Source organism: Aeromonas sp. ASNIH1 (assembly GCF_002934285.1).
GTDB lineage: Bacteria > Pseudomonadota > Gammaproteobacteria > Enterobacterales > Aeromonadaceae > Aeromonas > Aeromonas caviae.
Genome location: NZ_CP026228.1, coordinates 4917887 through 4940958 on the forward strand (window position 1 = coordinate 4917887; position 23072 = coordinate 4940958).

A 23072-nucleotide genomic window follows, 5' to 3' on the forward strand; every position below is an offset into this window, starting at 1 on the left:
CCTAACTACTTTTCCCTAATACCCCCACCGGTTAAATGCCAGCGGCATCTTGTTGAGCTTCTCGCGATGCTCGCGCCAGTTGGGCAGATGGGTATCCATCAGTGTGATAAATCGCTGGTTATGTTTGCGTTCTAACAGATGCACCAGTTCATGAACCACAATAAATTCCAGGCATTCAGGGGGCTTCTTGACTAGTTCGAGGTTAATCCAGATGCGGGCCGTATCCGTTTTGCAGCTCCCCCACATGGTCTTCATCCGTTTGATACCGACAAACGAAGGGGTGACGTTGAGCAAGGCCTGCCACTTGGCAATCAATATCGGCAACCGGTGGCGCAGCAATTGGCGATACCAGCCCAGTAACAAGGCTTCTCGCTTCGCGGCGTCATAATGAGCGGGAACCCGCATCCGGATCCACCCCCCTTGTAGCTTGACGCTGTGCGCTCCCTCAACCGGGATCACCTCCAATCGATAGCCCCGTCCCCAAAGGTAGTGCGTCTCGCCGCTGCACATCTGGCGCTCGCTCTGACGTGGCTGCGCCTGAAAGTGGGCCTGTTGCTGCCGGATCCACGGCAAGCGTCTGACCACGGCCATTCTGATGGCCGTCTGTGACAGCGACGCCGGGGCCGAGACGCGCACGCGACCATCAGGGGGCAGCACATTGATGTGCAGGTTCTTGATCCCCTTATGCTGCAACTCCAGCGTGAGCTCACCAATGGTGATCAGGGGCATCAGTGGTACTCCTGCTGCGCTTTCACCAGCTCCATCACCTCGGCAACGGTCACATCGTATCCCTTGGTTTCTTCGGCAATGGCAAACGCGATCTCCCGCTCCTTGAAGCGATCGCCATACCAATCGGCCTTCTTGGTATAACGCACGGCGGTATCAATCCTGGCCACCAGCAGCTCATCCTTGCCCAGATTGTCATAGAGTGCCCGTTTGGCTGCCGTGTCTATGCTCTCTGGGTAGGCGCTCTGGCTATGGCTCTGTGGATATTTCACCTGCTTGGCCAGCTCGCGGACCTTTTCCAGATACTCCTGATAGGAGATGGCCTGCTGGCGGCGCAGATCGATCAGCTCATCGAGCAGCATCGACATCCTCTCGTAGTATTTGGGGTTGACCGGGTTCTCATCGACGATGGTCCGGCGCACGTTGTTTTCAATCGCCTCGGCCATCGACTTCTGATTGTCGCGCATCTCCTTGGGCAACCCATCCAGCGCCTCGGGGCCGCGCTGGATAATGAGCTCCAGCAGCCCCAGCTCCTCAAAGTCCATCAGCGTCTCGCTGGGGTCGGCATCCACCCACAGATCCAGCATCTGGCGCATGCCCGGCTCGAACTGCTTCATATCCACCAGATCACCACTGGCCAGCTTGATCTCATCCCGGACCTTGGCGAAGTGTTCGACCTCCTGCTTGATCGAGGCGGCCTGCGAGGCGCTGTAACCCGCCTCCTCCAGCTCACCCGCCAGATTGGTAAAGGCGCGGATCAACTTGGCCACCAACTGATAGAGGGTCAGCCGCAATGCCTCTTTCTCGCTCAACGTCTCTTCATCGGCTCCCGGCTCACAACAGAAATAATGCTGATAATCGAGTTGCGACTTGGGCGCCTTCACCGGCTCACACAAGGCACGGACGGCTTCCAGAGCGTTATCCAGATCCTCTTTGGCCTGGGCCAGTCGATCCTTGAGCAGCCCGGCCACATCCTCTTTGTCATAACCCGCGAAGGCCTCGGCCGTATAGTCGTTGACCGTCTTCTCCAGCGACTTGAACAGGTCTTTGTAATCGATGATGTAGCCGTACTCCTTGTCGTCACCATCCAGCCGATTCACCCGACAGATGGCTTGGAACAGGTTGTGATCAGCCATCTTCTTGTCGATATAGAGGTAGGTGGCAGAGGGGGCATCAAAACCGGTCAGCAGCTTATCCACGACAATGAGCAGCCGCATCTGGCCCGGCTCTTTGATAAAACGCTGCTTGACCAGTTTTTCAAACTCTTCGACCCGCTTAGCCGCCTCATCCTCCGGCTGCTCGAAATAGTCGGCCAGCATCTTGCGATAGATGTTGTACTTGGCCAGCTTCTCCGTCAGCCCCTCGCCCGTCTCCTCGCCCTTGATCTCGCTGGCATTGGGTTGGTAACTGGTGACGATGGCGCACTTGCCAGCAAAACCGGCCTGGCTGAACATCTCGTAACTTTTGCACGCTTGATAGACGCTGGCGCAGACCAGCATGGCATTGCCACGACCATCGGCCAGCCGGGGCTTGCGCTCGAAGTCGAGCAGAATATCGGCCACTATCTGCTCCAGCCGCGAACGACTGGAGAGCAGCTTCTGCATTGAGGCCCACTTCTGTTTAAGCTGCTGCTTGCCCAGCCGCGAGAGATCCTTGGTCTTGGTATCGAACCACTCATCCACTTTTTTCTGAGATTTGACCCGCTGATCGATATCCCGCGCCTCGTAGCGCAGATCCAGCACCACGCCATCACTCACCGCCTCGTTGAACTTGTAGGTGTGAATGTAAGGGCCGAATATTTCGATGGATTTTTTCTTGTCCAACTTCATCAGCGGCGTGCCGGTAAAACCGATAAACAGCGCCTCCGGCAACAGGCTCTTCATAGCCCCATGCAACTTGCCAGACTGGGTGCGGTGACACTCATCGACAAACACAAACAGCTGCCCCTTGGGGCTGAAGTCCGAGGGCAAACTGCGGCGCATATCAGCAATAAAGTCATCCGAGCTGCCATCATCTTCGTCATCCGACTCGCCTTCAGGCGTGCGACCGAACTTGTGTACCAGCGAGCAGATAAGCCAAGGGTTATGGGCATGCAGACGGGTCACCAGATCGGCACCGCTTTTGGTGCGCAGGATCTCCTCTTCCACCCCACTGAATACCTTCTCGATCTGCTCATCGAGTTCAGTGCGGTCGGTGATGATAAGCACACGGCTGTCGGTCACATTTTCGCGGATCCACTTGGCCAGCCAGACCATGGTCAGGCTCTTGCCGCTGCCTTGGGTGTGCCAGATGATGCCGCCATCCCGGCGGCGGATATAAGCCTTGGCGGCACGGATGCCGAAATACTGGTTATGGCGGCAGGTTTTCTTGGTGCCCGCATCAAACACGATAAAGTCGTGGATCAGCTCCAGAAAGCGCGCCTTACTGCACAACTGCGTCAGATGCTGGTCCAGCAGATTGGCACCCGGCAGATCGACATGGTCGGAATGGATTGGATCGGCTGGCTCTTTCCACTCCAGATAGTATTTCTCGTGGGTTTCGATAGTGCCGTAGCGCACCCCTTGGGTGTCGTTGCCCGCCATCACCAACTGCATGGTGGTGAAGAAGTTACGGATAAAATCCTTCTTCTGGTTATCCAGGTTCTGGTGGATACCTTCAGAGACAGAGACAGTGGATCGCTTGAGTTCAATGACGCCAAGGGCAATGCCGTTGACATAGAGCACCAGATCCGGCCGTTTCTTATGCTCGCCTTTGACCGTCACCTCTTCGGCTATGGCAAAGTCGTTGGCCTGCGGATTGGCCCAGTCGATCAACCAGACAGTCTGGTTCTGCTCGCCTGCCCCGACTTTTTCTTTCACGCCATAACGAAGCAGGCGATAGACCTCCTTGTTGGCATCATAGAGGAGGCGCCCTTCGCCCAGGCTCGCCGCCCGATCCAGTTGCCTGAGAACCTTAGGGATCAGCGCCGCGTCCACTCCACGCCCCACCAGCCAAGCGGTCAGCAGCTCCGGCTCGACATTGCGGTTGTTCTCCCGTGTATGCCAATCCCCCAGATAGCGATAGCCCAGCTCCGCTTGAAATAACTTGATGACGCGGTTCTGGGTTGCCCGCTCCCGTTGGCCGACTGAAATCATGCTCTCTATCCCTGTTATTCTCTCAAGCCGCCGCGACAACCGCGCAGCCGCTGCTATTCGTTATACCCACTTCGTTACACCAATCCCTGCTGCAAACGGGTCAAGGCGATCTGCAGACTGCGATCATCAAACAGCCGCGCCTTGCGCTCACCCCACGGGGTTCCCGCTGGCCAGCGATGCAACCCCTCTCGCAGCGCGCTCAGCGTCGGCGCACAGCCCTCTTCGGCTATCAACCAATCGACCGTGGCCAATAACTCCATGCCATAGGGCGACTCAAAACCATCGATTAACGCGGTCGTCTGCTCCAGTATCGGTAAAAATGCTTTGGCCTCGGTCTGGAGATAAACGGCAAGCTCTTGTTTTTTCGCCTCATTAAACCAGATGACATCAAACGGCTTGCTATCCGGGATGCGCTTGTCGGACTGCAGATAACTGCCGTCCATCGCATTGAGCAGATGGGTCAGATTGTTGGCATAAGGGCCATAACGATGGGCCTTAAACTGCAACTGCAACGGATCCCCCAGCGGGTTGCGGCCAATGACCCGCGCCAGAAACCAGGCTAGTTTCTGGATCTCCAGCAAGCTGCACTCCATCCCTAAAAACCAGTAGCGACGTACCAGTTCAGCAATCAGGGCCCGAGCCGGAGTCAGCTCCGCCACCCCGCCGCGCTTGGCCACATTTTGGTATTGGCGACTGGGCTCATAGAGCAGGATATCGATATCCAGATCGCCCAGTGCCGTTTCGATCGCCTGTTTGACCTCAGGCCAAGGCAGACCACCGTTGCCAGCCCCCAGCGGCGGAATGGCAATCGAAGAGACCTGCTGCGCCTGTAACCAGGCCCGCAGATCCTGCAAACCCTCCTGGATCCACGCCATCTGTGCCGGATTGCGCCAGTGCTGCTTGGTCGGAAAGTTGACGATCCAGCGCGGCCCCAGCAGCTCACCCGTCTGGGTAATAAACATCTTGCCGGTGACGACATCACCCTGTTTGCACGCCTCGGCATAGGCGCGCATATTGGCCGGGAACCGCTCCTTGAACATCAAGGCGATCCCCTTGCCCATGACACCGACGGTGTTGACGGTATTCACCAGCGCTTCCACCGGAGCATCCAGCAGATTGCCTGTTGTATATCGAATCATCTGAAATACCACCCATCACGGACATAGACGGGGCGCGCGACCCCCACACGATTCATGCATTGTTCCACGCGGTTCTTTATCTCTTCGTTGTAACACACCACACCCAGCAACGCCTCGATGGGGCAATGTTGATGGAGCAAGGCCTCGGCCTGATAGCGTTCCAGCTTGCTCAAATCGTCCGCATCACGCTTGAAATCACGGCACTGCAACAGTGGCCAGTCAATCCGCCCCAGATCGCCAAGATCGGCATAGAAATTGGCCCACTGGTAATAGGCATGGCTATCGGTAAACACAAACGGTAGCCCCAGTTCAGCCATGCGATGCAGGCTGGAAACCAGGATCAGGATTTCATCATTGTCACGCCAGGGAACACCGCGCCCTGAGTGAATATTGCTGAGCATGGGCGAATGACCCCATCCGCATACAAAAATCGGGTGGCCGCTGTGCACGCCATCAAACAACTCACAATAAAAGTATCTCTTTATTTTCAGATAGATAAACATCTATCGCGCCAATTAACAACCACCCCAGTCAAACAACGGTCAAGCAACGCTCAAGCAAATCTGCGGCCGGGTGGGCTCGGTGGCCAGACTCGCGGCAGAGGCTAACTCTTATACACAACTCCCATCCCTTTAATGAGATATCTAGGGAAGCTGAGGCTCCCTCCCCTTTTTTCAAGGGGAGGGTTGGGGTGGGGTTTGCTTTTTAGCTTGTGAAACATCAAAAGCCACCCCCTCCCAACCTCCCCCTTTGCAGGGGGAGGAGCTGTTCGAAGCTTTTCGGCATTTATCTCACCAATCGACCAGAGAGGTGTATAAGAGACAGCGGCAGAGGTGGTCATCTGGTTGGGCTGCACTCATGCCCCCGTCTATGCCCCCACCGCCAGCGGCAGGCGAATTTTGCCGGTCAGCAGTTGCTGCATCATGCCTTGCTTCAGGGCGCGGGCCTTCTCCAGCTTTTGGGTTAACGCCTGCAGCTCGTTATCCATATCGGATAAAATAGTGGCGATGGCGGTTTGTTCTTCAATCGATGGGAAAATGGATTTTGTTGACTCCATTTTCTCCTTTGTGACATGCAACATTGTGCCGCCACTCGAAGAACTATTCTTTAACCTCTCAGTCATATCACCCAGCAAATAGAACAAGAATGCTTTATTATTGCCACTCTTACATTCAATTTTCCAAATGTGATAATGATAAATAGCCTTGCTTCCTTTCCATATTACGGGTCCAAATGTTGCCGACCACATAAATAGAAGGTCTCCAAAATCGCAATACTGCCTTTCTGGAAGTTGCAAATTTGAATAATAATATTCATCTCCCCTCCCAGTCAGATTTTGCAATCTAATGACGGGTACTCCGGACGATTCCCATTCGTGTAAAGCGTAAGCTCGACCATTAATAAATTGGCTCGCATCTCCAAGTGACACAACCTCCCAATCCTCCGGGATTTCTCCCAGTTCGCTGGGTTTATAGCCTTTGGGGGTGCCATCGGGGCGCAGGGCGAAGGCGGGTAGGCGGGTGCGGCCGGTCAGCAGTTGCTGCATGGTGGCGCTCTTGATGGCCTGCTTCTTGGCGATCAGCTGCTCCAGCGCATCGATCAGCGCATCGCTATCCGACAGCACATTGGCAATGGCGGTTTGTTCTTGTAACGTTGGCAAAGCAGTCTTAATCATTCTGACAGCATCAAGGTTCATTCCTGCTTTTGCCCCTTGATCAGTTGAACCTTTGAATAATTTTTGTATTTGATGAGATGATAAATAATAGGCTATAAACTTCGAATTAATCTTGGCATGATTAAAACGAATCAATGCAATATGTTGGTTAATAAAGGCAGGCTTATCTAAAGATGAATCTATATAGGAGCAAATCCCTATATCTGCTGTGATTGAAACAAGAACATCTCCTTCTTCGAGAGATGTACGTTTTCCTTCTGATGAAGCAGCATCAATCATTACATAACAAATATCTTTCAAGTCTAAATATATAGACTCTCTAGACATGTTCGTGATCCTGACGAAAACATCACCATGCTTTGAGTAAAATTTAGCCCACCCTCTGGAACCACTTGTAATATATGGTTCAAGGTCACCAAGCCGATAAAAACTCCAATCCTCGGGAATAACCCCCACCTCGGTCTGCTTATAGCCCGCCGGGATCGCCTTGCCTGCTGTCTCCTGCATCATCTGCTCTGCCATTATGCCCACTCCAACCCCATGCTCTTCAAATGGGCGGCCACCTTGGCCTCCAGAGCGGCGACCTGCTGGGTCAGTTGTGGCAGGGTGGCGCTGTAGCGCTCCTCCAACTCTTTGACGCGGTTGGCCAGTTGCTGGGTGATGCGCTCAATCTCCGCCTCGATGGCCGCTTGCAAGCTGGCGCGCCACTTATCCTCCACCAGCAGTTGCTTGATCTCACTCTCTGTCAGCTTGGGGTAACGGGCAACCACCGTCCGATCCAGCGCCTCTTGTGCTTCTTTTACCGCCTTTTTAGCACTGCTTTCGGCTTCGAACAGCTTGATGGCGGTTTTTAGCGCCGATTTTTCATCGGCATCGCTGGCCTGCTTGAGCCGCGCCTTCAGGCTGGCGGCGTTGATCTTGCCTGCGTCGTTGGCGGCGTCACTCAGCAGCCCCTCCTCGCCGCCCTGCTCTTCCAGATAGCTTTCCAAGGCTTGGCTTGCCTCATCCGCGGCGGCCTGCAGGGCGTCGATGTCAGCCTGCTCATCGCTAAAGAAGCGGGCCACCAGCAAGGCTGGCGGCAGCAGCTCGGCCTTGTATTTGCTCTTGCCCAGCACCAGATCCGGCGTCTCTTTAAGCTTTTCGCCCTTGTCGACTTTAAGCTCGCGCAGCACCTTGCCCGCCGCCCAGCCATCCTGGCAGAGCACATAGACATCGTCCTGCATCACGGCGTGCCAGTAGTCCAGCAGCAGCTGGTAGATATCGTAGTTATCCAGCAGCGGCAGCGGCGCATAGGCGGCGAGCAGCGATTCGCTGATCTCCTCAATCAATGCCTTGGGCGATTCGCCCGGCTTTATCTCCGGCAGGTGGCACTCGGTAAACCAGCGCGAGAAGGGTTCGAGTGAAGCAGATGCAAAACGGACAAACTCGGGGTGCGCCAGTATGGTGCCCTTGACCTTGGCGGCATCCACCAACCCATGGCTATAACCGGCATGGGCCGGAGCAAACAGATCGGCCCGCAGGGTCGGGAACACCTGCCAGTAAGCGCCCAGGGCGTCGATATCCCGATTGGGAATGCCGCCTTTAAGGTGGGCGGCCAGATCGTGCAGATCTTCGGCCTCGCTGGCATCGATATAGCGCGGAATATTCAGGTTGTAGTCGTTGGCGGCGATCTCGGAGAGCGGCACGGCGCGGCTGTAACGGGGAATTACCTGCTCACGGGTAAAGGTATCGACGATCTTGTGGATGTCCTGCTCGCGCAGCCGGTTCTTGTTGCCATCTTTGATAAAGCCTTTACTGGCATCGATCATAAACAGGCTCTGACTGGTATAGCCGTTGGCCTGGATGGCGCGCTGGTGCGCCGTCTCCTTGTCGATGACGATGATGCAGGCCGGAATGCCGGTGCCGTAGAAGAGGTTGGCAGGCAGGCCGATAATGCCCTTGATAAAGCCTTGTTTGAGCAGATTCTCGCGGATGCGCGCCTCGGCATTGCCGCGAAACAGCACGCCGTGGGGCAGGATCACCGCCCCCTTGCCACGGCTGTTGAGGCTCTTGATGATGTGCAGCAAGAAGGCGTAATCGCCATTTTTCTCCGGCGGTATGCCCCAGACAAAGCGGCCAAACTCATCGTGCTCGGCATCCAGACCGCTGGTCCAGTTCTTGTTGGAAAACGGCGGGTTGGCCACGGCAAAGTCGAAGCTCTTGAGCTGGTTGTTGCCCTCCTTCCACTGGGGCGCGGCCAGGGTATTGCCCTTCCAGATCTTGGCGGTCGGATTGTCGTGCAGGATCATGTTCATGCGCGCCAGGGCGCTGGTGGCGTTATCCATCTCCTGACCGTAGATGGTGAGCCCCTTGGGGCCAGCCTCGTCACTGGCCTTGAGCAGCAAAGAGCCGGAGCCACAGGTGGGGTCGTAGACGGTGGCATTTTGCGGTGTCTGGCGGCTGATGCCGATCACCTTGGCTAGAATGCGCGACACCTCGGCCGGGGTATAGAACTGCCCCTTGGACTTACCCGACTCGGTGGCAAAGTGGCGCATCAGGTATTCGTAGGCATCACCTAGCAGATCATCACCCTCGGTGCGGTTGGCGGAGAGATCCAGCCCCTCAAAGATGCCGATCAGCTTGGTCAGGCGGTCGATCATCTCCTTGCCCTTGCCCAGCTTGTCTTCATCATTGAAATCGGCGATGTCGATCACGCCCTTGAGATCATTGGCTTCGGCCAGCGCCGAGATGGTGAGGTTGATCGCCTCGCCGATATTCTTGTCGCCCTTGCGCGCCACCATGTCGTCAAAGCTGGCCCCTTGCGGCACCTCAATCATGGCGTAGGGGTTGCCCTTGGCCTTGTCGGAAACGTACTTCACAAACAGCAGGGTCAGCACATAGTCCTTGTACTGGGAGGCGTCCATGCCACCGCGCAGTTCATCGCAACTGGCCCACAGGGAGGAGTAGAGTTCGTTTTTCTTGATAGCCATGGAAAGGGTTCCAATAAGAGTCAGTTTGCGCCAAGGGCGCATGGAAAACGAAAAGAGGCGATTGTTTGCACCCATACGGGTGAGCACGCCAGAGATTGCCAACGAGTTTACCCACTTGACCCCGTGGCAACCATGGTGGATATCACATCAGTGACGGATAGGCAGATCGTTTGCTGCAAAAGCCATCATTTGCCTTCCAGCAAGGCCGGCGGTGTGCTCTCGCCACGGCATTTGAGTTGCCCCAGCGCGTTGGTTCGACAGACGGTGCCATCAGATGCACGCAACTGACCAAGTGCATCTTCACGCCATGTCACCCGTTCACCGGTTTTGGCATTGCTGCCGCGAATATTGCCCAGCGCGTCTTGCCGATAGGTAGTGCCATCGCTCCTCTTAAGATTGCCGAGCGCGTCCTTACGCCAGGTCGTTCCGGTTCCCGAGTCTTTGATGTTGCCAAGCGCATCCTCACGTAAGGTGCCCTGCTTGCCATCGTCACATTGATAGCGGGTATGGCCCAATGCATCTTTTCGATAGGTGCAGTCGGCTGCAAACACGACTTGCGGCGTTAGGCTCAGCAGCAGTGCGGCCAGCGACCACTGGCGTGTCGCTAACCAAAAGCCGGGTTGGTGACTCATTGCATCTCTCCTCTGACGTGAACTCGATTGACTATACCGGGCCAGCCGCTCAGCCTCGATACTGAGGTTTTTAACATGTCGTGTTTTCAGGCGGATGCGTGATGGCAAGACGTCCACTGAGGCGCGTTCAGTCCAGCTTGAGAGAATTAACCTCGTTGGTATTTACCCACTTGCTCAAGAAAGTAGCTGCCCAGCTCACCCTTATGCTGGCTTGCTTCGCTTTCTGCGCTGGCCAAGTGACCGTTGCGCTCTTTCCATACGGCATATGCGGCAGCCTTCTCGACCTCGACCCGTTCTTGCTGCTCTTTCGGTAGGGCACACAGATTGTGACTCATACTGACCTCTTTGTTATTTGTTGGCGCCATGGTACGCCATCAGTGGCATGCGGGACTTGCGCTGGTTCAAAGGTGGCGCGCTATAATGCCTGTATATAAACACAGGCGTTATTACCATGAAGCTGTTAACCCCAGACCCATCACCCGCCGAGGTGACCATCCCGCTGTTCTTGCACCGCGCCTCTTGCGGCTTTCCCAGCCCAGCCAGCGACTATCTGGAAGGGAAGTTGGACCTCAACACCCACTGCGTGTCGCACCCTGCAGCAACCTTCTATCTGCGTGCCGAGGGGGAGAGCATGACCGGGGTCGGCATCTTTCCCGGTGACTTGCTGGTGGTCGATAAGAGCCTCACCCCTCGCCATGGTGATGTGGTGATTGCACTACTCGATGGCGGCTTCACGGTAAAGACCTTGCAGCTCAAGCCGAGGTTGCGGCTGCTGCCAGCCAATCCGGCGTTCGCGCCTATCGACCCTTGTATGAGCCTCTCCCTGGAGTTGTTCGGAGTGGTCACCCATGTGATTGGCAATCTGAGACAGCGTGATGGCTATAGCGCTCGTTGATGTAAACAACTTCTACGCCAGCTGTGAGCGGCTGTTTCGCCCTGAGCTGCGTGGCCGCCCGATCGTTGTGCTCTCCAACAACGATGGATGCGTGGTGTCGCGCAGCCCCGAAGCCAAGGCGATGGGTATCAAGATGGCCGGGCCCTACTTCAAGATCCGCGAGCAGTTCGAGGCGCATGGCGGTGTGGCATTCAGCTCCAACTACGCGCTCTATGGCGATATGTCTGGCCGGGTCATGAGCACGTTGGAGACCATGGCCCCCGAGCTGGAGGTCTACTCCATCGATGAAGCATTCCTGTCACTGTCGGAGTCGTTTGCCGGTGACCTGACAGCCTATGGGCAACAGATCCGGCAGCGAGTGTGGCAGTGGACCGGCCTAACGGTAGGGGTAGGGATCGGCCCCACCAAGACCCTCGCCAAGCTGGCCAACTATGCAGCCAAGAAATGGCCTGCCACTGGCGGCGTCGTGGACTTGCGTGACGAGCTGCGCCGTGCCCGGCTGATGGCCATCACTCCTGTGGATGAGGTGTGGGGCATAGGGCGGCGCTTGGGGGCTAAGTTGGTGGCACAAGGCATCAACACCGTGGCTGACCTGGTGGCTAGCGATGCCAAAGGGTTACGCGCCCAATACGGCGTGGTGGTCGAGCGGATCGTACAGGAGCTGCGTGGCTTGCCTTGCGCAGAGCTGACCGTTGAACCGGTGGCGAAGCAGCAGATCCTCTCGAGCCGTTCTTTTGGTGAGCGCGTGACTGACCGTGGAGAAATGGCCCAAGCGTTGTCAGGCTTTATGGCTCGCGCAGCCGAGAAGCTGCGGGCCGAGGGGATGTGTTGCCAGCGGGTGCACCTGTTCGTGCGAACCAGCCCCTTTGACGAACGAGCCCCTTACTACAGTGAGCAGGCTGGCGTCCGGCTGGTCTGCCCTAGCGATGATACCCGGTTGCTGCTGCAGCAAGTGAACGTGCTGCTACCGCAGATTTGGCGCGACGGTTACCGCTATCAGAAGGGGGGCGTCATGCTGAGTGAGTTCACCCCCAAGGGGCAGCAACAGGCCGATCTGTTTGCCCCGTCCTCCGCTCAATCGGATGCGCTGATGGCCGTGATGGACCAGATCAAAGCCAAGGGATTGGGGCGCGTAGGCTTTGCCAGCCAGGGCACTGGGTCGCCTGAGTGGATGATGCGACAAGCGCACCTGAGCCCCTGTTACACCACCCGCTGGGAGGACCTGCCGGTGGCGAGGTAGTCCTGAGTCTGTTAGTTGCGGGGCTAGATGGTTGACGCGTCAGGATCCAATACCTCCCAATGTCCGCTCTTACGCGGCCCAACAAAGCGCAATCGCCCGTCTTTGACAAGCAAGGCCACAGCTCTCTCCACTGTACTGGTCGACTTGCCAATCCGCTCTGCAACTTGCTTGAGAGTTATGGTCGGCTCAGCCGCCAGTTCCGCCAAGATGGCCTGGGGTGTTTTGACCCGCTTTTCTACCTGCGTTTCCACCCTCATTTCTACCCGCATTTTCTTCTGATGAGGTGATACTGCTGCTGGTTGAACCGCAATCGCCTGGGCCAGCGCATCGCGCAGCGCTTCCAATAAAAAGAGGATGAACTCGGTACAATCACTGCGACTGTCAGCCTGACTTAGCTGCTGATAGTAGTGATCTTGCCGAGCGTTGATCACCGTCTCCACTGGTAAGAAGGCCATGACAGGCTGCCAGCGACTCAATATCACCATCTGCCATAAACGTCCATCCGACCATTTCCATCCGCAAAAGGATGAATAAACTCCAACTCATAATGCAAGGCACAGGAAGCGATCAGCGGATGAGCCTCGGTCTCAGCCAGCCAGGTCAAAAGGTGTTCCATCAGACGAGGGCCCTGGTTCGCAGGGGGGGCATATGCACTAACTGCTCGCCTCGATAGATACCTACACCACCGCTACGCCAGTGACCTGCATCATCACAGAGTCCACGCATCAGGAGTCAATGAGCACCAAGTAAATCTTCCACTGAAGCCGGATCCCAATCAGAAATTGCCTCATAGGCAGCAAGCACAATGAGATTCATTTGATGAACTATTGCCGTTTACCAAAGTTACCTTGAATCACGTTACCCACGACTTCGGTTTGAACGACCGACTCTGGCCGCACGATATGTTGGTGAACATACTCCCCCCAACGCAAAAACAGCGCTCGTAACTTCTCTGGATTACGCAGCGCCCCAGCCTGATAGGTACGTAACAGCTTGTCGCTGATTTGATGGTTGAGCATGTGCTCGATCTCTAGCGGCCCAGCACCCAGCTCGATACCACAGCAGTTAGCAACGCTGCGGCGAAGGTCATGCACACTGAAGGATTCAAATTCACCCATCTTGCGCTTTTGTAACCGATCAAGCGCACGCATCAACGCATCGCCAGTGATGGAGTGACCGAGCTTTGTGTTCGATTCGAAGACATAGGGGCTGACTAGCGAACAAACCATTCTTTGCTCTTCAATGATGGTCTGAGCCAATGGTGACAACGTGACAACATGGGGACGCCCGCTCTTGGTTTCGGGGATCGTCCAGCGATCGCCATCCAGATGCGCCCATTGCATCGATATCACTTCACCGCGCCTAACAGCAGTCAGGATAATCATCTTGATAGCATTGGCAACACTACCAGAAAGCACCGTACTGGCGGCAATACCGCGCCCTCCGCTCGCCAGAGCACCACCGCCTGTCACGCCCTCCTCCAGGGCCAACCACAAGGCTCGTAACTCTCCAACTGGCAGCCAGCGCTCTCTCGGTGGATTAGGGGTTGCATTATAAATTTTAGGCTTAAGCGCCAGCGTTGGGCTTATCTCCACCAACTGCCGCCGCATGGCCTCCTCCATCACTTGGTTCATGATCCCCATCGCTTTACGCAAACCTTCGAGACTCACTCTCTGGAGTTTCTGGTAATGACGATGTAAGACCGCCATGGAGATATCGCAGACACGCTGCTTACCAAGATCTTTTTCCAAATGAGCTTGGTAGATACGACGATAATCGGATGCCGTTCTTGGACTGATCTCGGTCTGGACGCCATTGCGGCGTTTGACCGTGGATTTGTGGGTTAGCCATTGTTTGAACAACTCATCCAACGTGAGCATTTGCTCGTTCTTCTTTTTGGCGTCTGCCACTACTTGGCGAGGGTCGATGCCCTGTTTGACCAGAAGTGAAGCTTGAGCGTGTGCCTCTCTGGCTTGCGCTAATCCCATTGACGGGTAACTGCCGAGCGTCATCTTGTGCTGTTTCTGTGCAATGTAGAAGCGATACAACCAGCTTTTTGACGCAGCTCCGGCTCTCGCCTCCAAACTGAGCCCCTTATTGCCACCACTGGAGACCGTCATCACCACCCTGAGCTTTCCTTCGGGAGGGGTCAGGGCACTACACTCTCTATCAGTCTTGATCATGCCATTCTCGCGTACTTGCTCGCGTACTTAAAAAGCATTGTATAGAGGTAGACACCATTGGACAACGCTGGATACAGCAAACCAATAAAAACACATAATATCAAACGCTTAATAAACAACTCTGGACTTAATTCGACAGTGTTGGACGCCAAATTATGGGCTTCGTAATGCGAAGGTCGTAGGTTCGACTCCTATTACCGGCACCAGACAGACGAAGGGTTGGCCTCAGTGCGAGGCCAACCCTTCGTGCCTTTTGTCCCGGGTCTCGGGCCAAGACGCCGGTGTAACTGCGCCAGAACACCCTCCCCTTCCAGGACACCACCATCCGCGACGGTCCTGTTCATCTTTCAGAGCCTGACGCACCAACCTGGCCCCACCATCAGAGAGGGCAGCCAGGCAGCCACGCCCCGGCTGCACCTGGGTGAGCATCGTTATCCCGGGGCCCCTCAGCGCTGGGCATAGATCTGGTCGAACACCCCGCCCTCCTTGAAGTGAGTGCGCTGGATCACAGGCCACTCGCCGAAGGTCTTCACCACGTCGAGGAAGGTGGCGTTCGGGAAACGGTCTGCAAACTCGGCGAGGATCGCCGGGTTGCGCGGGCGTAGATAGTTGCTGGCAGCAATGCGTTGGCCTTCGTCGGACCAGAGATAGGCCAGATAGGCTTCGGCCTCCTTGCGGGTACCCTGCTTGTCGACCACCTTGTCCACCACTGACACCGGCAGTTCGGCCACGGCAGTGACGCTCGGATAGACCACCTCGAAGCTGCCACGACCGAACTCCCGGGCAATCATCTCGGCTTCGTTCTCGAAGGTGACCAGCACGTCGCCTATCCGGTTCTGGATGAAGGTGGTGGTGGCGGCGCGGCCGCCGGTGTCGAGCACGGGAACCTGCTTGAACAGCTTCCCGACAAATGCCCTGGCCGCATCTTCATCGCCCCCCTGCTCCAGCACATACCCCCAGGCAGACAGGTAGGTGTAGCGGCCGTTCCCCGAGGTCTTGGGGTTGGGCACGATGACCTGTACCCCCTCCTTGAGCAGATCAGGCCAATCCTTCAACCCCTTGGGGTTGCCCTTTCGCACGATGAACACGGTGGCCGAGGTGAAGGGGGCGCTGTGATCCGGCAGGCGATCCGCCCACCCCTTGGGCACCAGGCCCCCATGCTCGGCGAGGGCGTTGATGTCGGTGGCCATGTTCATGGTGATGACATCGGCGGGCAGGCCGTCGATGACGGCGCGCGCCTGCTTGCTCGATCCGCCGTGGGACATGTTGATCTGCAGTGGCTCCCCGCCTTCTGCCTGCCAGTGCTTCAGGAAGGCTCCGTTGTACTCCTTGTAAAAATCGCGCATCACGTCATAGGAGGCGTTGAGCAGGGTGGCCGCCTGGGCCAGCGGGGCGAGAGCCAGTCCTGCAACAAGCAGGGTGGCGGGCACGAGTCGTTTCATTTCACATCCTTGGAATGAGGGGCGAGTGACTGACTATAAGAGTCGACCATTTATTCTTTGAAAGAATAATTACGGCACAGCTTATGCGATAAATGGCATCGCCTGGGTCCGTCGCAACGGATGACGGCGATGAGGTGGTCACCTCCAGGCGGGTCATGATGGTTGCCGAGGGCGGCGCCCATGAACGTGGGGCTCCTTCTGCCCGCTCCCTGCCCCGGACAGGGAGCGCCGTTGTCACCTGCCTCAATTTGGCTTCTCGACATGACAGATAAAAAACGGGGCGAACCTAATGGTTCGCCCCTGATGCTTTTTACGTCAACCCCGAGGGGTCAACCCTGTTTGTCTGATGCCGGCTCTGCGTCCTTCGGCGCCTGCCAGCCGCCACCGACGGCCTTGTAGAGGGCGACCTGGTTACTCAGCTGGGCGAGCCGGGTGCTGATGAGCCCCTGCTTGGCGCTGAACAGGGAGCGCTGGGCATCGAGGCGGGTCAGGTAGCTGTCCACCCCTTGCTCGTAACGCACCTCCGCCAGCCTGAAGTAGGTCTGATTGGCATCCACCAGCGCCTGTTGCGCCTGCAGTTGCTGCGCGTAGTCCGCCTGGGCACCGAGGGTGTCCGCGACCTCCTTGAAGGCGGTCTGGATGCTCTTCTCGTAGCTGGCCACCGCCTGCCTGGTCCCCACCTCGGCCACGTCCAGATCCGCAACGCGCTTGCCGCCATCGAAGATGGGCAGATTGATCTGGGGCATGAAGGTCCAGGTGCCGGTGCCGCCGTCAAACAGACCGCTCAACTGGTTGCTGGCGGTGCCCGCCGTCGCGGTGAGCGAGATGGTCGGGAAGAAGGCTGCGCGGGCCGCTCCGATATTGGCGTTGGCCGCCTTCAGGTTGTGCTCCGCCGCCAGGATGTCCGGGCGTTGCTGCAACAGGCTGGAGGGAGCCCCCACCGGGATCGGCGCCAGTTTCACCTCGGCCAGGGTGGCCGGTTGTGCCGCCAGCACCGGAATATCGGTGCCAAGCAGCAGGGCCAGACCATTTCTGTCCTGCTTCACCAGACGCTGGTATTGCGCCTGGCTGACCTTGGCGTTTTCCAGTGCCGTGCGCCCCTGGGCCAGCTCCATCTCGGAGGCGGCGCCCAGGCGGTATTTGTGCTCGGTCAGGGCATAGCTCTCCTGCTCGGTGGCGAGGGTCGCCTGGCTCAGGGCCAGCAACTCCTGATCCGCCAGCAGGGTGAAGTAGGCATTGGCCACCGAGGCCACCAGCGCAATCTGGGTGCTGCGCTGGGTGTCGATTTGCGCCAGATAGGTCTCAAGGGCCTGATCTTTCAGGCTCTGGATCCGGCCAAACAGATCCAGCTCATAGGCGGTGATGCCGATGTTGGCGCCGTACTGGCTGCTGATGGTGCCCTGCCCCGTACTACTGAGATCATCGGATCCCTGCTGGCGGGTACCGCTGCCACTGGCGGCCAGGGTCGGCAACTGGGCCGCCCGCTGGATACGGTATTTCGCCTCGTAGGCCTCGACGTTGAGGGCTGCCAGGCGCAGATCCCGGTTGCTCTCAAGAGCGGTGCCGATCAGCGTCTGAAGGGCCGGGTCCTGGAACTGCTGGCGCCAGGGGGCAAGTTCCCCCTTGGCGGCCAGGTCAGCTTGCCAGGAGGCGCCTTGGGGCAGCTCGGGGCGCTGGTAGTCGGGGGCCATGGAGCAGCCCCCCATCATCAGGGTCACGCCCAGGGCGATCAGGGTCTTAGTCATGGTTGATCTCCTTGGTGTGGACACTCTCTTCCCCGGCATGCTTGCGTTCGGTGAAATAGCGCATCACCAGCACAAAGAACAGCGGCACGAAGAAGATGGCGAGCACGGTGGCACTGATCATCCCCCCCATAACGCCGGTCCCGATGGCGTTTCGGCTGCTGGCGCCCGCCCCGGTGCTGATCACCAGGGGCAGTACCCCCAGGATGAAGGCGAGCGAGGTCATCAGGATGGGGCGCAGGCGCTGACGCGAGGCCTCCACCACCGCATCCCCGAGCCTCATCCCCTTGTCGTGCAGCTCCTTGGCGAACTCGACGATGAGGATGGCGTTCTTGGCCGACAGCCCGATCGTGGTGAGCAGGCCTACCTGGAAGTAGACGTCATTCTCAAGCCCGCGCAGGGTCGCGGCCAAAATGGCCCCCAGCACCCCGAGCGGCACCACCAGCATGACCGAGAACGGAATGCTCCAGCTCTCGTAGAGGGCCGCCAGACAGAGGAAGACCACCAGGAGCGAGATGGCGTACAGGGCCGGCGCCTGGGAGCCTGCCTGACGCTCCTGGAAGGAGAGGCCGGTCCACTCGATGCCGATCCCTTCCGGCAACTGTTTCACCATCTCCTCGATGGCCGCCATGGCATCACCCGTACTCTTGCCCGGGGCCGCCTCACCGACGATCTCCATGGCGGAGACACCGTTGTAGCGCTCAAGACGGGGCGAGCCGAAGCTCCACTCCGTGCTGGCAAAGGCGGAGAAGGGCACCATCTGGCCCGCGCTATTGCGCACGTACCACAGCTTCAGATCTTCCGGGTTCATCCGGAAAGGGGCATCTGCCTGCAGATAGACCTTCTTGACCCGGCCTCTGTCGACGAAGTCGTTCACATAGGAGGAGCCCCAGGCAGCCGACAGGGTGTTGTTGATGTCGGTGATGGAGAGCCCCTGGGCCAGCGCCTTCTCGTAATCGATCTTGATGTCGAGCTGGGGCGTGTCTTCCATCCCGTTCGGGCGTACCCGCACCAGGTTGGGATCCTGCGCCGCCATGCCGAGCAACTGGTTGCGCGCCTGCATCAGCTTCTCGTGACCCAGACCGCCGCGGTCTTGCAGGAAGAAGTCGAAGCCGGTGGCCGTGCCGAGTTCCGGAATGGGGGGCAGGTTGAAGGCGAAGACCTGGGCTTCCTTGATGCTGAACAGGAACCCCATGGCGCGGCCGATGATGGCATTGGCGCTGCGATCTTCTCCCTTGCGCTCGCTCCAGTCCTTGAGCTTGATGAAGGCCATGCCGCTGTTCTGACCGCTACCGGCGAAGCTGAAGCCCGCCACCGTCAGCACGGAGTCCACGTTCTCCTTCTCGTTCTCGAGGAAGTAGTCGCGCATCTCCCCGAGCACCACCTCGGTCCGCTCCTTGGTCGCCCCCACCGGGAGCTGCACCATGGACATGATGACCCCCTGATCCTCTTCCGGCAGGAAGGAGGTGGGCATGCGCATGAAGAGCACCGCCAGCACCGCCAGCATGGCCAGATAGATGATGCCGTAGCGGGTGCCCTGCTTGATCACCTTGCGCACGCCGTTCTGGTAACGGTTGGCGTTGGTGTCGAAGAAGCGGTTGAACCAGCCGAAGAAACCGCGCTGGGCGCCGAATTCACCGTGCTTCATGGGTTTGAGCAGGGTGGCGCACAGGGCCGGGGTCAGGATCAGGGCCACCAGCACCGAGAGCACCATGGCCGAGACGATGGTGAGGGAGAACTGGCGATAGATGGCACCGGTAGAGCCACCGAAGAAAGCCATGGGCACGAACACCGCCGACAGCACCAGAGCGATGCCCACCAGGGCGCCGGTGATCTGGGTCATGGACTTGCGGGTCGCCTCGAGGGGGGAGAGATCCTCCTCGCTCATCAGACGCTCCACGTTCTCCACCACCACGATGGCGTCATCCACCAAGAGGCCAATGGCGAGCACCAGACCGAACATGGTCAGGGTGTTGATGGAGAAGCCGAAGGCCGCCATCACCCCGAAGGTGCCGAGCAGGACCACGGGCACCGCGATGGTCGGAATCAGGGTTGCCCGGAAGTTCTGCAAGAACAGATACATGACGCAGAAGACCAGGAAGATCGCCTCGATCAGGGTCTGCACCACCTCCTCGATGGAGATCTTCACGAACGGCGTGGTGTCGTAGGGATAGACGATCTCCATGTTGGCCGGGAAGTACTCGGAGAGTTCACCCAGCTTGGTCCGCACGTGCTCGGCGGTGTCCAGGGCGTTGGCACCGGTCGCCAGCTTGATGGCGACGGCGGCGGTGGCCTGGCCGTTGTAGAGCGCGGTCGCGTCGTAGTTTTCACCGGCAAGTTCGACCCGGGCCACGTCCTTGAGCTGGACCTTGGATCCGTCCTGGTTCACCCGCAGCAGGATGTTGTTGAACTCCTCCACGGTGGAGAGCCGGGTCTGGCCCATGATGGTGGCGGTAAATTGCTGATCGCTCACCGCAGGGGTCCCCCCCAGCTTGCCGAAGGCAACCTGGGCGTTCTGGGCCTTGATGGCGGCCTGAATGTCGGCCGGGGTCATCTGCACCCGGTTGAGCTTGTGGGGATCGAGCCAGACGCGCATGGAGTACTGGCTGCCGAACAAGGTGATGTCACCGACCCCATCCAGACGGCTCAGGGGCTCCTTGATGTTGGCTACCACATAGTCCGCCAGGTCATCGTTGGTCATGGCGCCATCGGTGGAGATGAAGGCGGCCACCATCAGGAAGCTGCTGGAGGTCTTCTGGACCCGCACGCCCTGTTGCTGCACCTCTTGGGGCAGGAGCGACATGGCCTGTTGCAGCTTGTTTTGCACCTGCACCTGGGCGATGTCGGGATCCGTGCCCGGCTTGAAGGTGAGGGTCACGCTGACGTTCCCTGACGAGTCGGATTGCGCCGACATGTAGAGCAGGTGATCCAGCCCGGTCATGTTCTGCTCGATGATCTGGGTCACCGAGTCTTCCACCGTCTTGGCGGAGGCCCCCGGGTAGCTGGCGGAGATGCCAACCGCCGGCGGGGCGATGGTCGGGTACTGGGCCACCGGCAGGCCGATGATGGCCATGGCCCCGGCCAGCATGATCACCAAGGCGATCACCCAGGCGAAAATGGGTCTATCTATGAAAAAACGTGCCATGAGGCGACTACTCCATCCTACTGCTTGGTTGCCGGGGTCTGTTGTGCGCTGTTACCGGCACGTTCAGTGGGCGCCACCACGACCCCGGGTTTGACTTTCTGCAGACCGGCGACGATCACCTTCTCGCCAGCCTTGAGACCGGACTCCACCACCCAGCTGTCGCCGGACATGCGGCCGACCTGCACTTCACGCAGTTCCACCTTGTTGTCCGCCGTCACCACCATGACGGTGGCACCGCCCTTGGGGGTACGGGTCACGGCAGTCTGGGGCACCAGCAGGCCTTGCGGGCGCTCGCCCTCCTGCAAGGTGGCGCGCATGAACATGCCGGGCAGCAGCAGTTGATCCGGGTTGGGCACGATCACCCGCAGGGTCACCATGCCGGTCGCCTCGTCCACGGTCACGTCGGAGAACTGGAGGGCTCCTTTCTCGCCATACTGGCTGCCATCTTCCAGCTGGAAGCTGACACCGGCCCCGTCCTTCTCCCCCTGGGTCAGCTTGCCCTCGGCCACCAGGCGCTTGAGGCGCAGCAGGTCGGCGGTGGACTGGCGCACGTCCACGTACATGGGATCGAGCTGGGAGATGGAGGTGAGGCTGTCCGCCTGCTGGGCGGTGACCAGGGCACCCTCGGTCACCGCCGACTTGCCGATGCGGCCGCTGATGGGGGCCGTGATGCGGGTGTAGGCCAGGTTGATGTTGGCGGTCTGCAATGCGGCCTTGGCGGCCCCGATCTCGGCCAGCTGCTGTTTCCAGGCCGCGTCGGCGTCGTCATACTCCTGGCTGCTGATGGCTTTCACCTTCACCAGCTCGGCGTAGCGCTGGGCCTTGAGGCGGGCGCTGCGCTCGTTGGCCTCGGCCTTGGCGAGGTTGGCCTTGGCGGAAGCCACTTCGGCCTGATAGACGGCGGGATCAATCTGATAGAGCAGCTGACCGGCCTTGACGTCGCTCCCCTCGGTGAACAGGCGCTTGAGGATGATGCCGTTCACCTGGGGACGCACCTCGGCCACCCGCAGGGGGGCGGTGCGGCCGGTGAGCTCGGACAACAGTTGCAGGGGGGCCGTATGGAGGGTGACCACGTCCACGGCGGCGGGAGGCATCTCCCCCATGGCCTGCTGGGCCCCGTCCTTGTCACCACAGCCAGCCAGCAGGCTGCTTGCCAGCAAGGCAAGGCCGACCGAACGTGCGAGAATATGTTTATGCATCAAGTCTCTGAACCTCAGTTTCAATCAAAAAGAAGTGACAAAACCACAGGGTTTATAAGGCCCCTGTTGGTAAAACGGCGAAGATGAGGCAATATACATACATTCATGAATGTATGTAAGAAACTTTTTTCACTTTTAAACAGGACCGGAGTCAATGGCCAGACGCACCAAAGAAGAGGCGCAGCAAACCCGCTGCAACATCATGAGCACGGCCCTGGATCTCTTCTGCCAACAGGGGCTGGCACGCACCAGCCTGACCGATATCGCCAAGGCGACGGACCTCACCCGGGGCGCCATCTACTGGCACTTCAAGAATAAAGAAGAGCTGTTCGTCACCCTGTGGGAGGAGCTGTGTGCCCCCCTCTCCCACCAGCTCGATGCCTGCGTCGACGAGGCGGAGCCGGATCCCCTGGGCAAGCTGCGCAGCTTTCTCAAAGAGGTGATGCTCAAGATCAGCACCGAGCCCGCCCACCAGCAGATGTTCACCATCATGTTCAATCTGGAATCCATGGAGGGAGAGGCCGCCGTCATGCGCGAGCACATGCACCTGCAATCCATGAATTTCTTCCGGGATCTGGAGATCACCCTGGCCAATGCCGTGCGTCGCGGCCAACTGCCCGAGGGGCTGGATCTGCGCCGCGCCGCCACCCTGCTCCACTGCACCCTGGACGGCTACATCATCAACTGGCTGCACTTCCCGGATCGCATCGATCTGATTGAGGAGTCGGACTTTCTCCTCGATACCCTGTTCACCCTCATCGCGAGCCCCACCCTTCGCCGCCACCCCTGAGTCTGCAAGACGCGCCGCCCCCGCCCATGCTCAACAGCCGGGGGCAAACCTGCTAGAGTAACGCCCCCCCACCACGATGAGCCCGACACCCTTGCCACACGCCCCCGCGCCGGCGCACGACGCCGCCCCTCGCCCCGCCCTCGTGGCAGGCGCCCATGCCC

18 protein-coding genes are annotated in these 23072 nt (G+C 58.5%); 3 read left to right on the forward strand and 15 right to left on the reverse strand.

Annotated features, from left to right (window positions below; translation table 11 throughout):
* Window positions 1-15: 15 nt before the first annotated feature.
* From C2U37_RS23630 to C2U37_RS23665, 8 genes are all read right to left on the reverse strand, one after another.
* Window positions 16-729 carry a M48 family metallopeptidase gene (locus C2U37_RS23630; protein WP_024941049.1) on the reverse strand — a complete coding sequence of 238 codons (714 nt, stop codon included), beginning with the start codon at window positions 727-729 and terminating at the stop codon, window positions 16-18.
* Entirely contained in the window at window positions 729-3860 is a 3132-nt protein-coding gene (locus tag C2U37_RS23635) for a type I restriction endonuclease subunit R (RefSeq protein ID WP_104453162.1), read from the reverse strand. Before C2U37_RS23635 ends, C2U37_RS23630 begins: the two co-directional genes overlap by 1 nt.
* A gap of 74 nt (window positions 3861-3934) precedes the next feature.
* Window positions 3935-4999 carry a type II toxin-antitoxin system antitoxin DNA ADP-ribosyl glycohydrolase DarG gene (gene darG / locus C2U37_RS23640; RefSeq protein ID WP_024941051.1) on the reverse strand — a complete coding sequence of 355 codons (1065 nt, stop codon included), beginning with the start codon at window positions 4997-4999 and terminating at the stop codon, window positions 3935-3937.
* On the reverse strand, window positions 4996-5502 hold the full coding sequence (gene darT / locus C2U37_RS23645; RefSeq protein ID WP_232489832.1) for a type II toxin-antitoxin system toxin DNA ADP-ribosyl transferase DarT: 507 nt from the start codon (window positions 5500-5502) through the stop codon (window positions 4996-4998). Before darT ends, darG begins: the two co-directional genes overlap by 4 nt.
* Before the next feature lie 365 nt (window positions 5503-5867).
* Entirely contained in the window at window positions 5868-7196 is a 1329-nt protein-coding gene (locus tag C2U37_RS23650) for a restriction endonuclease subunit S (RefSeq protein WP_024941052.1), read from the reverse strand.
* On the reverse strand, window positions 7196-9643 hold the full coding sequence (locus tag C2U37_RS23655; protein WP_024941053.1) for a type I restriction-modification system subunit M: 2448 nt from the start codon (window positions 9641-9643) through the stop codon (window positions 7196-7198). Before C2U37_RS23655 ends, C2U37_RS23650 begins: the two co-directional genes overlap by 1 nt.
* A 185-nt stretch (window positions 9644-9828) precedes the next feature.
* The gene (locus C2U37_RS23660) at window positions 9829-10275 is read right to left on the reverse strand and encodes a hypothetical protein (protein ID WP_043852095.1); all 447 of its coding nucleotides are present in this window, start codon (window positions 10273-10275) and stop codon (window positions 9829-9831) included.
* Window positions 10276-10421: 146 nt separating this feature from the next.
* Window positions 10422-10610, reverse strand: a complete 189-nt coding sequence (locus C2U37_RS23665) for a DUF3283 family protein (RefSeq protein ID WP_024941055.1) — start codon at window positions 10608-10610, stop codon at window positions 10422-10424.
* 116 nt (window positions 10611-10726) lie between these two features.
* Between C2U37_RS23665 and umuD the strand changes: the two genes are divergently transcribed.
* Both umuD and umuC read left to right on the forward strand, forming a co-directional pair.
* A complete protein-coding gene (gene umuD, locus C2U37_RS23670) occupies window positions 10727-11170 on the forward strand; it encodes a translesion error-prone DNA polymerase V autoproteolytic subunit (protein ID WP_024941056.1) in 444 nt (147 codons plus the stop codon).
* A complete protein-coding gene (gene umuC / locus C2U37_RS23675; protein ID WP_024941057.1) occupies window positions 11151-12410 on the forward strand; it encodes a translesion error-prone DNA polymerase V subunit UmuC in 1260 nt (419 codons plus the stop codon). The genes umuD and umuC overlap by 20 nt, the downstream gene beginning before the upstream one ends.
* Before the next feature lie 23 nt (window positions 12411-12433).
* On the opposite strand, the gene C2U37_RS25190 is transcribed toward umuC, so the two are convergent.
* The 7 genes from C2U37_RS25190 to C2U37_RS23705 all read right to left on the reverse strand — a co-directional run bounded on the left by C2U37_RS25190 (window position 12434) and on the right by C2U37_RS23705 (window position 22121).
* Complete coding sequence (locus tag C2U37_RS25190) at window positions 12434-12895, reverse strand: winged helix-turn-helix transcriptional regulator (protein WP_232489833.1); 462 nt, start codon at window positions 12893-12895, stop codon at window positions 12434-12436.
* Complete coding sequence (locus tag C2U37_RS25195) at window positions 12889-13026, reverse strand: Fic family protein (RefSeq protein WP_232489834.1); 138 nt, start codon at window positions 13024-13026, stop codon at window positions 12889-12891. The genes C2U37_RS25190 and C2U37_RS25195 overlap by 7 nt, the downstream gene beginning before the upstream one ends.
* A gap of 208 nt (window positions 13027-13234) precedes the next feature.
* Window positions 13235-14593: a tyrosine-type recombinase/integrase gene (locus tag C2U37_RS23685; protein ID WP_041204583.1), complete on the reverse strand. Its 1359-nt coding sequence runs from the start codon at window positions 14591-14593 to the stop codon at window positions 13235-13237.
* Between the two features lie 446 nt (window positions 14594-15039).
* Window positions 15040-16035 (reverse strand): sulfate ABC transporter substrate-binding protein, encoded by a 996-nt coding sequence (locus C2U37_RS23690; protein WP_104453163.1) that lies wholly within the window; start codon window positions 16033-16035, stop codon window positions 15040-15042.
* 329 nt (window positions 16036-16364) lie between these two features.
* Window positions 16365-17780, reverse strand: a complete 1416-nt coding sequence (locus C2U37_RS23695; protein ID WP_104453164.1) for an efflux transporter outer membrane subunit — start codon at window positions 17778-17780, stop codon at window positions 16365-16367.
* Entirely contained in the window at window positions 17773-20922 is a 3150-nt protein-coding gene (locus C2U37_RS23700; protein WP_104453165.1) for an efflux RND transporter permease subunit, read from the reverse strand. The genes C2U37_RS23695 and C2U37_RS23700 overlap by 8 nt, the downstream gene beginning before the upstream one ends.
* A 17-nt stretch (window positions 20923-20939) precedes the next feature.
* A complete protein-coding gene (locus C2U37_RS23705) occupies window positions 20940-22121 on the reverse strand; it encodes an efflux RND transporter periplasmic adaptor subunit (protein WP_104453166.1) in 1182 nt (393 codons plus the stop codon).
* A gap of 154 nt (window positions 22122-22275) precedes the next feature.
* On the opposite strand from C2U37_RS23705, the gene C2U37_RS23710 reads away from it, so the two are divergent.
* The gene (locus C2U37_RS23710) at window positions 22276-22911 is read left to right on the forward strand and encodes a TetR family transcriptional regulator (protein WP_010673709.1); all 636 of its coding nucleotides are present in this window, start codon (window positions 22276-22278) and stop codon (window positions 22909-22911) included.
* Window positions 22912-23072: the final 161 nt, after the last annotated feature.

What these genes read in the sequence shown, in the direction of transcription:
- C2U37_RS23630 (WP_024941049.1), bottom strand. Translation starts at nt 729, where the DNA reads ATGCCCCTGATCACCATTGGTGAGCTCACGCTGGAGTTGCAGCATAAG.
- C2U37_RS23635 (WP_104453162.1), bottom strand. Translation starts at nt 3,860, where the DNA reads ATGATTTCAGTCGGCCAACGGGAGCGGGCAACCCAGAACCGCGTCATC.
- darG (WP_024941051.1), bottom strand. Translation starts at nt 4,999, where the DNA reads ATGATTCGATATACAACAGGCAATCTGCTGGATGCTCCGGTGGAAGCG.
- darT (WP_232489832.1), bottom strand. Translation starts at nt 5,502, where the DNA reads ATGTTTATCTATCTGAAAATAAAGAGATACTTTTATTGTGAGTTGTTT.
- C2U37_RS23650 (WP_024941052.1), bottom strand. Translation starts at nt 7,196, where the DNA reads ATGGCAGAGCAGATGATGCAGGAGACAGCAGGCAAGGCGATCCCGGCG.
- C2U37_RS23655 (WP_024941053.1), bottom strand. Translation starts at nt 9,643, where the DNA reads ATGGCTATCAAGAAAAACGAACTCTACTCCTCCCTGTGGGCCAGTTGC.
- C2U37_RS23660 (WP_043852095.1), bottom strand. Translation starts at nt 10,275, where the DNA reads ATGAGTCACCAACCCGGCTTTTGGTTAGCGACACGCCAGTGGTCGCTG.
- C2U37_RS23665 (WP_024941055.1), bottom strand. Translation starts at nt 10,610, where the DNA reads ATGAGTCACAATCTGTGTGCCCTACCGAAAGAGCAGCAAGAACGGGTC.
- umuD (WP_024941056.1), top strand. Translation starts at nt 10,727, where the DNA reads ATGAAGCTGTTAACCCCAGACCCATCACCCGCCGAGGTGACCATCCCG.
- umuC (WP_024941057.1), top strand. Translation starts at nt 11,151, where the DNA reads ATGGCTATAGCGCTCGTTGATGTAAACAACTTCTACGCCAGCTGTGAG.
- C2U37_RS25190 (WP_232489833.1), bottom strand. Translation starts at nt 12,895, where the DNA reads ATGGTGATATTGAGTCGCTGGCAGCCTGTCATGGCCTTCTTACCAGTG.
- C2U37_RS25195 (WP_232489834.1), bottom strand. Translation starts at nt 13,026, where the DNA reads ATGGAACACCTTTTGACCTGGCTGGCTGAGACCGAGGCTCATCCGCTG.
- C2U37_RS23685 (WP_041204583.1), bottom strand. Translation starts at nt 14,593, where the DNA reads ATGATCAAGACTGATAGAGAGTGTAGTGCCCTGACCCCTCCCGAAGGA.
- C2U37_RS23690 (WP_104453163.1), bottom strand. Translation starts at nt 16,035, where the DNA reads ATGAAACGACTCGTGCCCGCCACCCTGCTTGTTGCAGGACTGGCTCTC.
- C2U37_RS23695 (WP_104453164.1), bottom strand. Translation starts at nt 17,780, where the DNA reads ATGACTAAGACCCTGATCGCCCTGGGCGTGACCCTGATGATGGGGGGC.
- C2U37_RS23700 (WP_104453165.1), bottom strand. Translation starts at nt 20,922, where the DNA reads ATGGCACGTTTTTTCATAGATAGACCCATTTTCGCCTGGGTGATCGCC.
- C2U37_RS23705 (WP_104453166.1), bottom strand. Translation starts at nt 22,121, where the DNA reads ATGCATAAACATATTCTCGCACGTTCGGTCGGCCTTGCCTTGCTGGCA.
- C2U37_RS23710 (WP_010673709.1), top strand. Translation starts at nt 22,276, where the DNA reads ATGGCCAGACGCACCAAAGAAGAGGCGCAGCAAACCCGCTGCAACATC.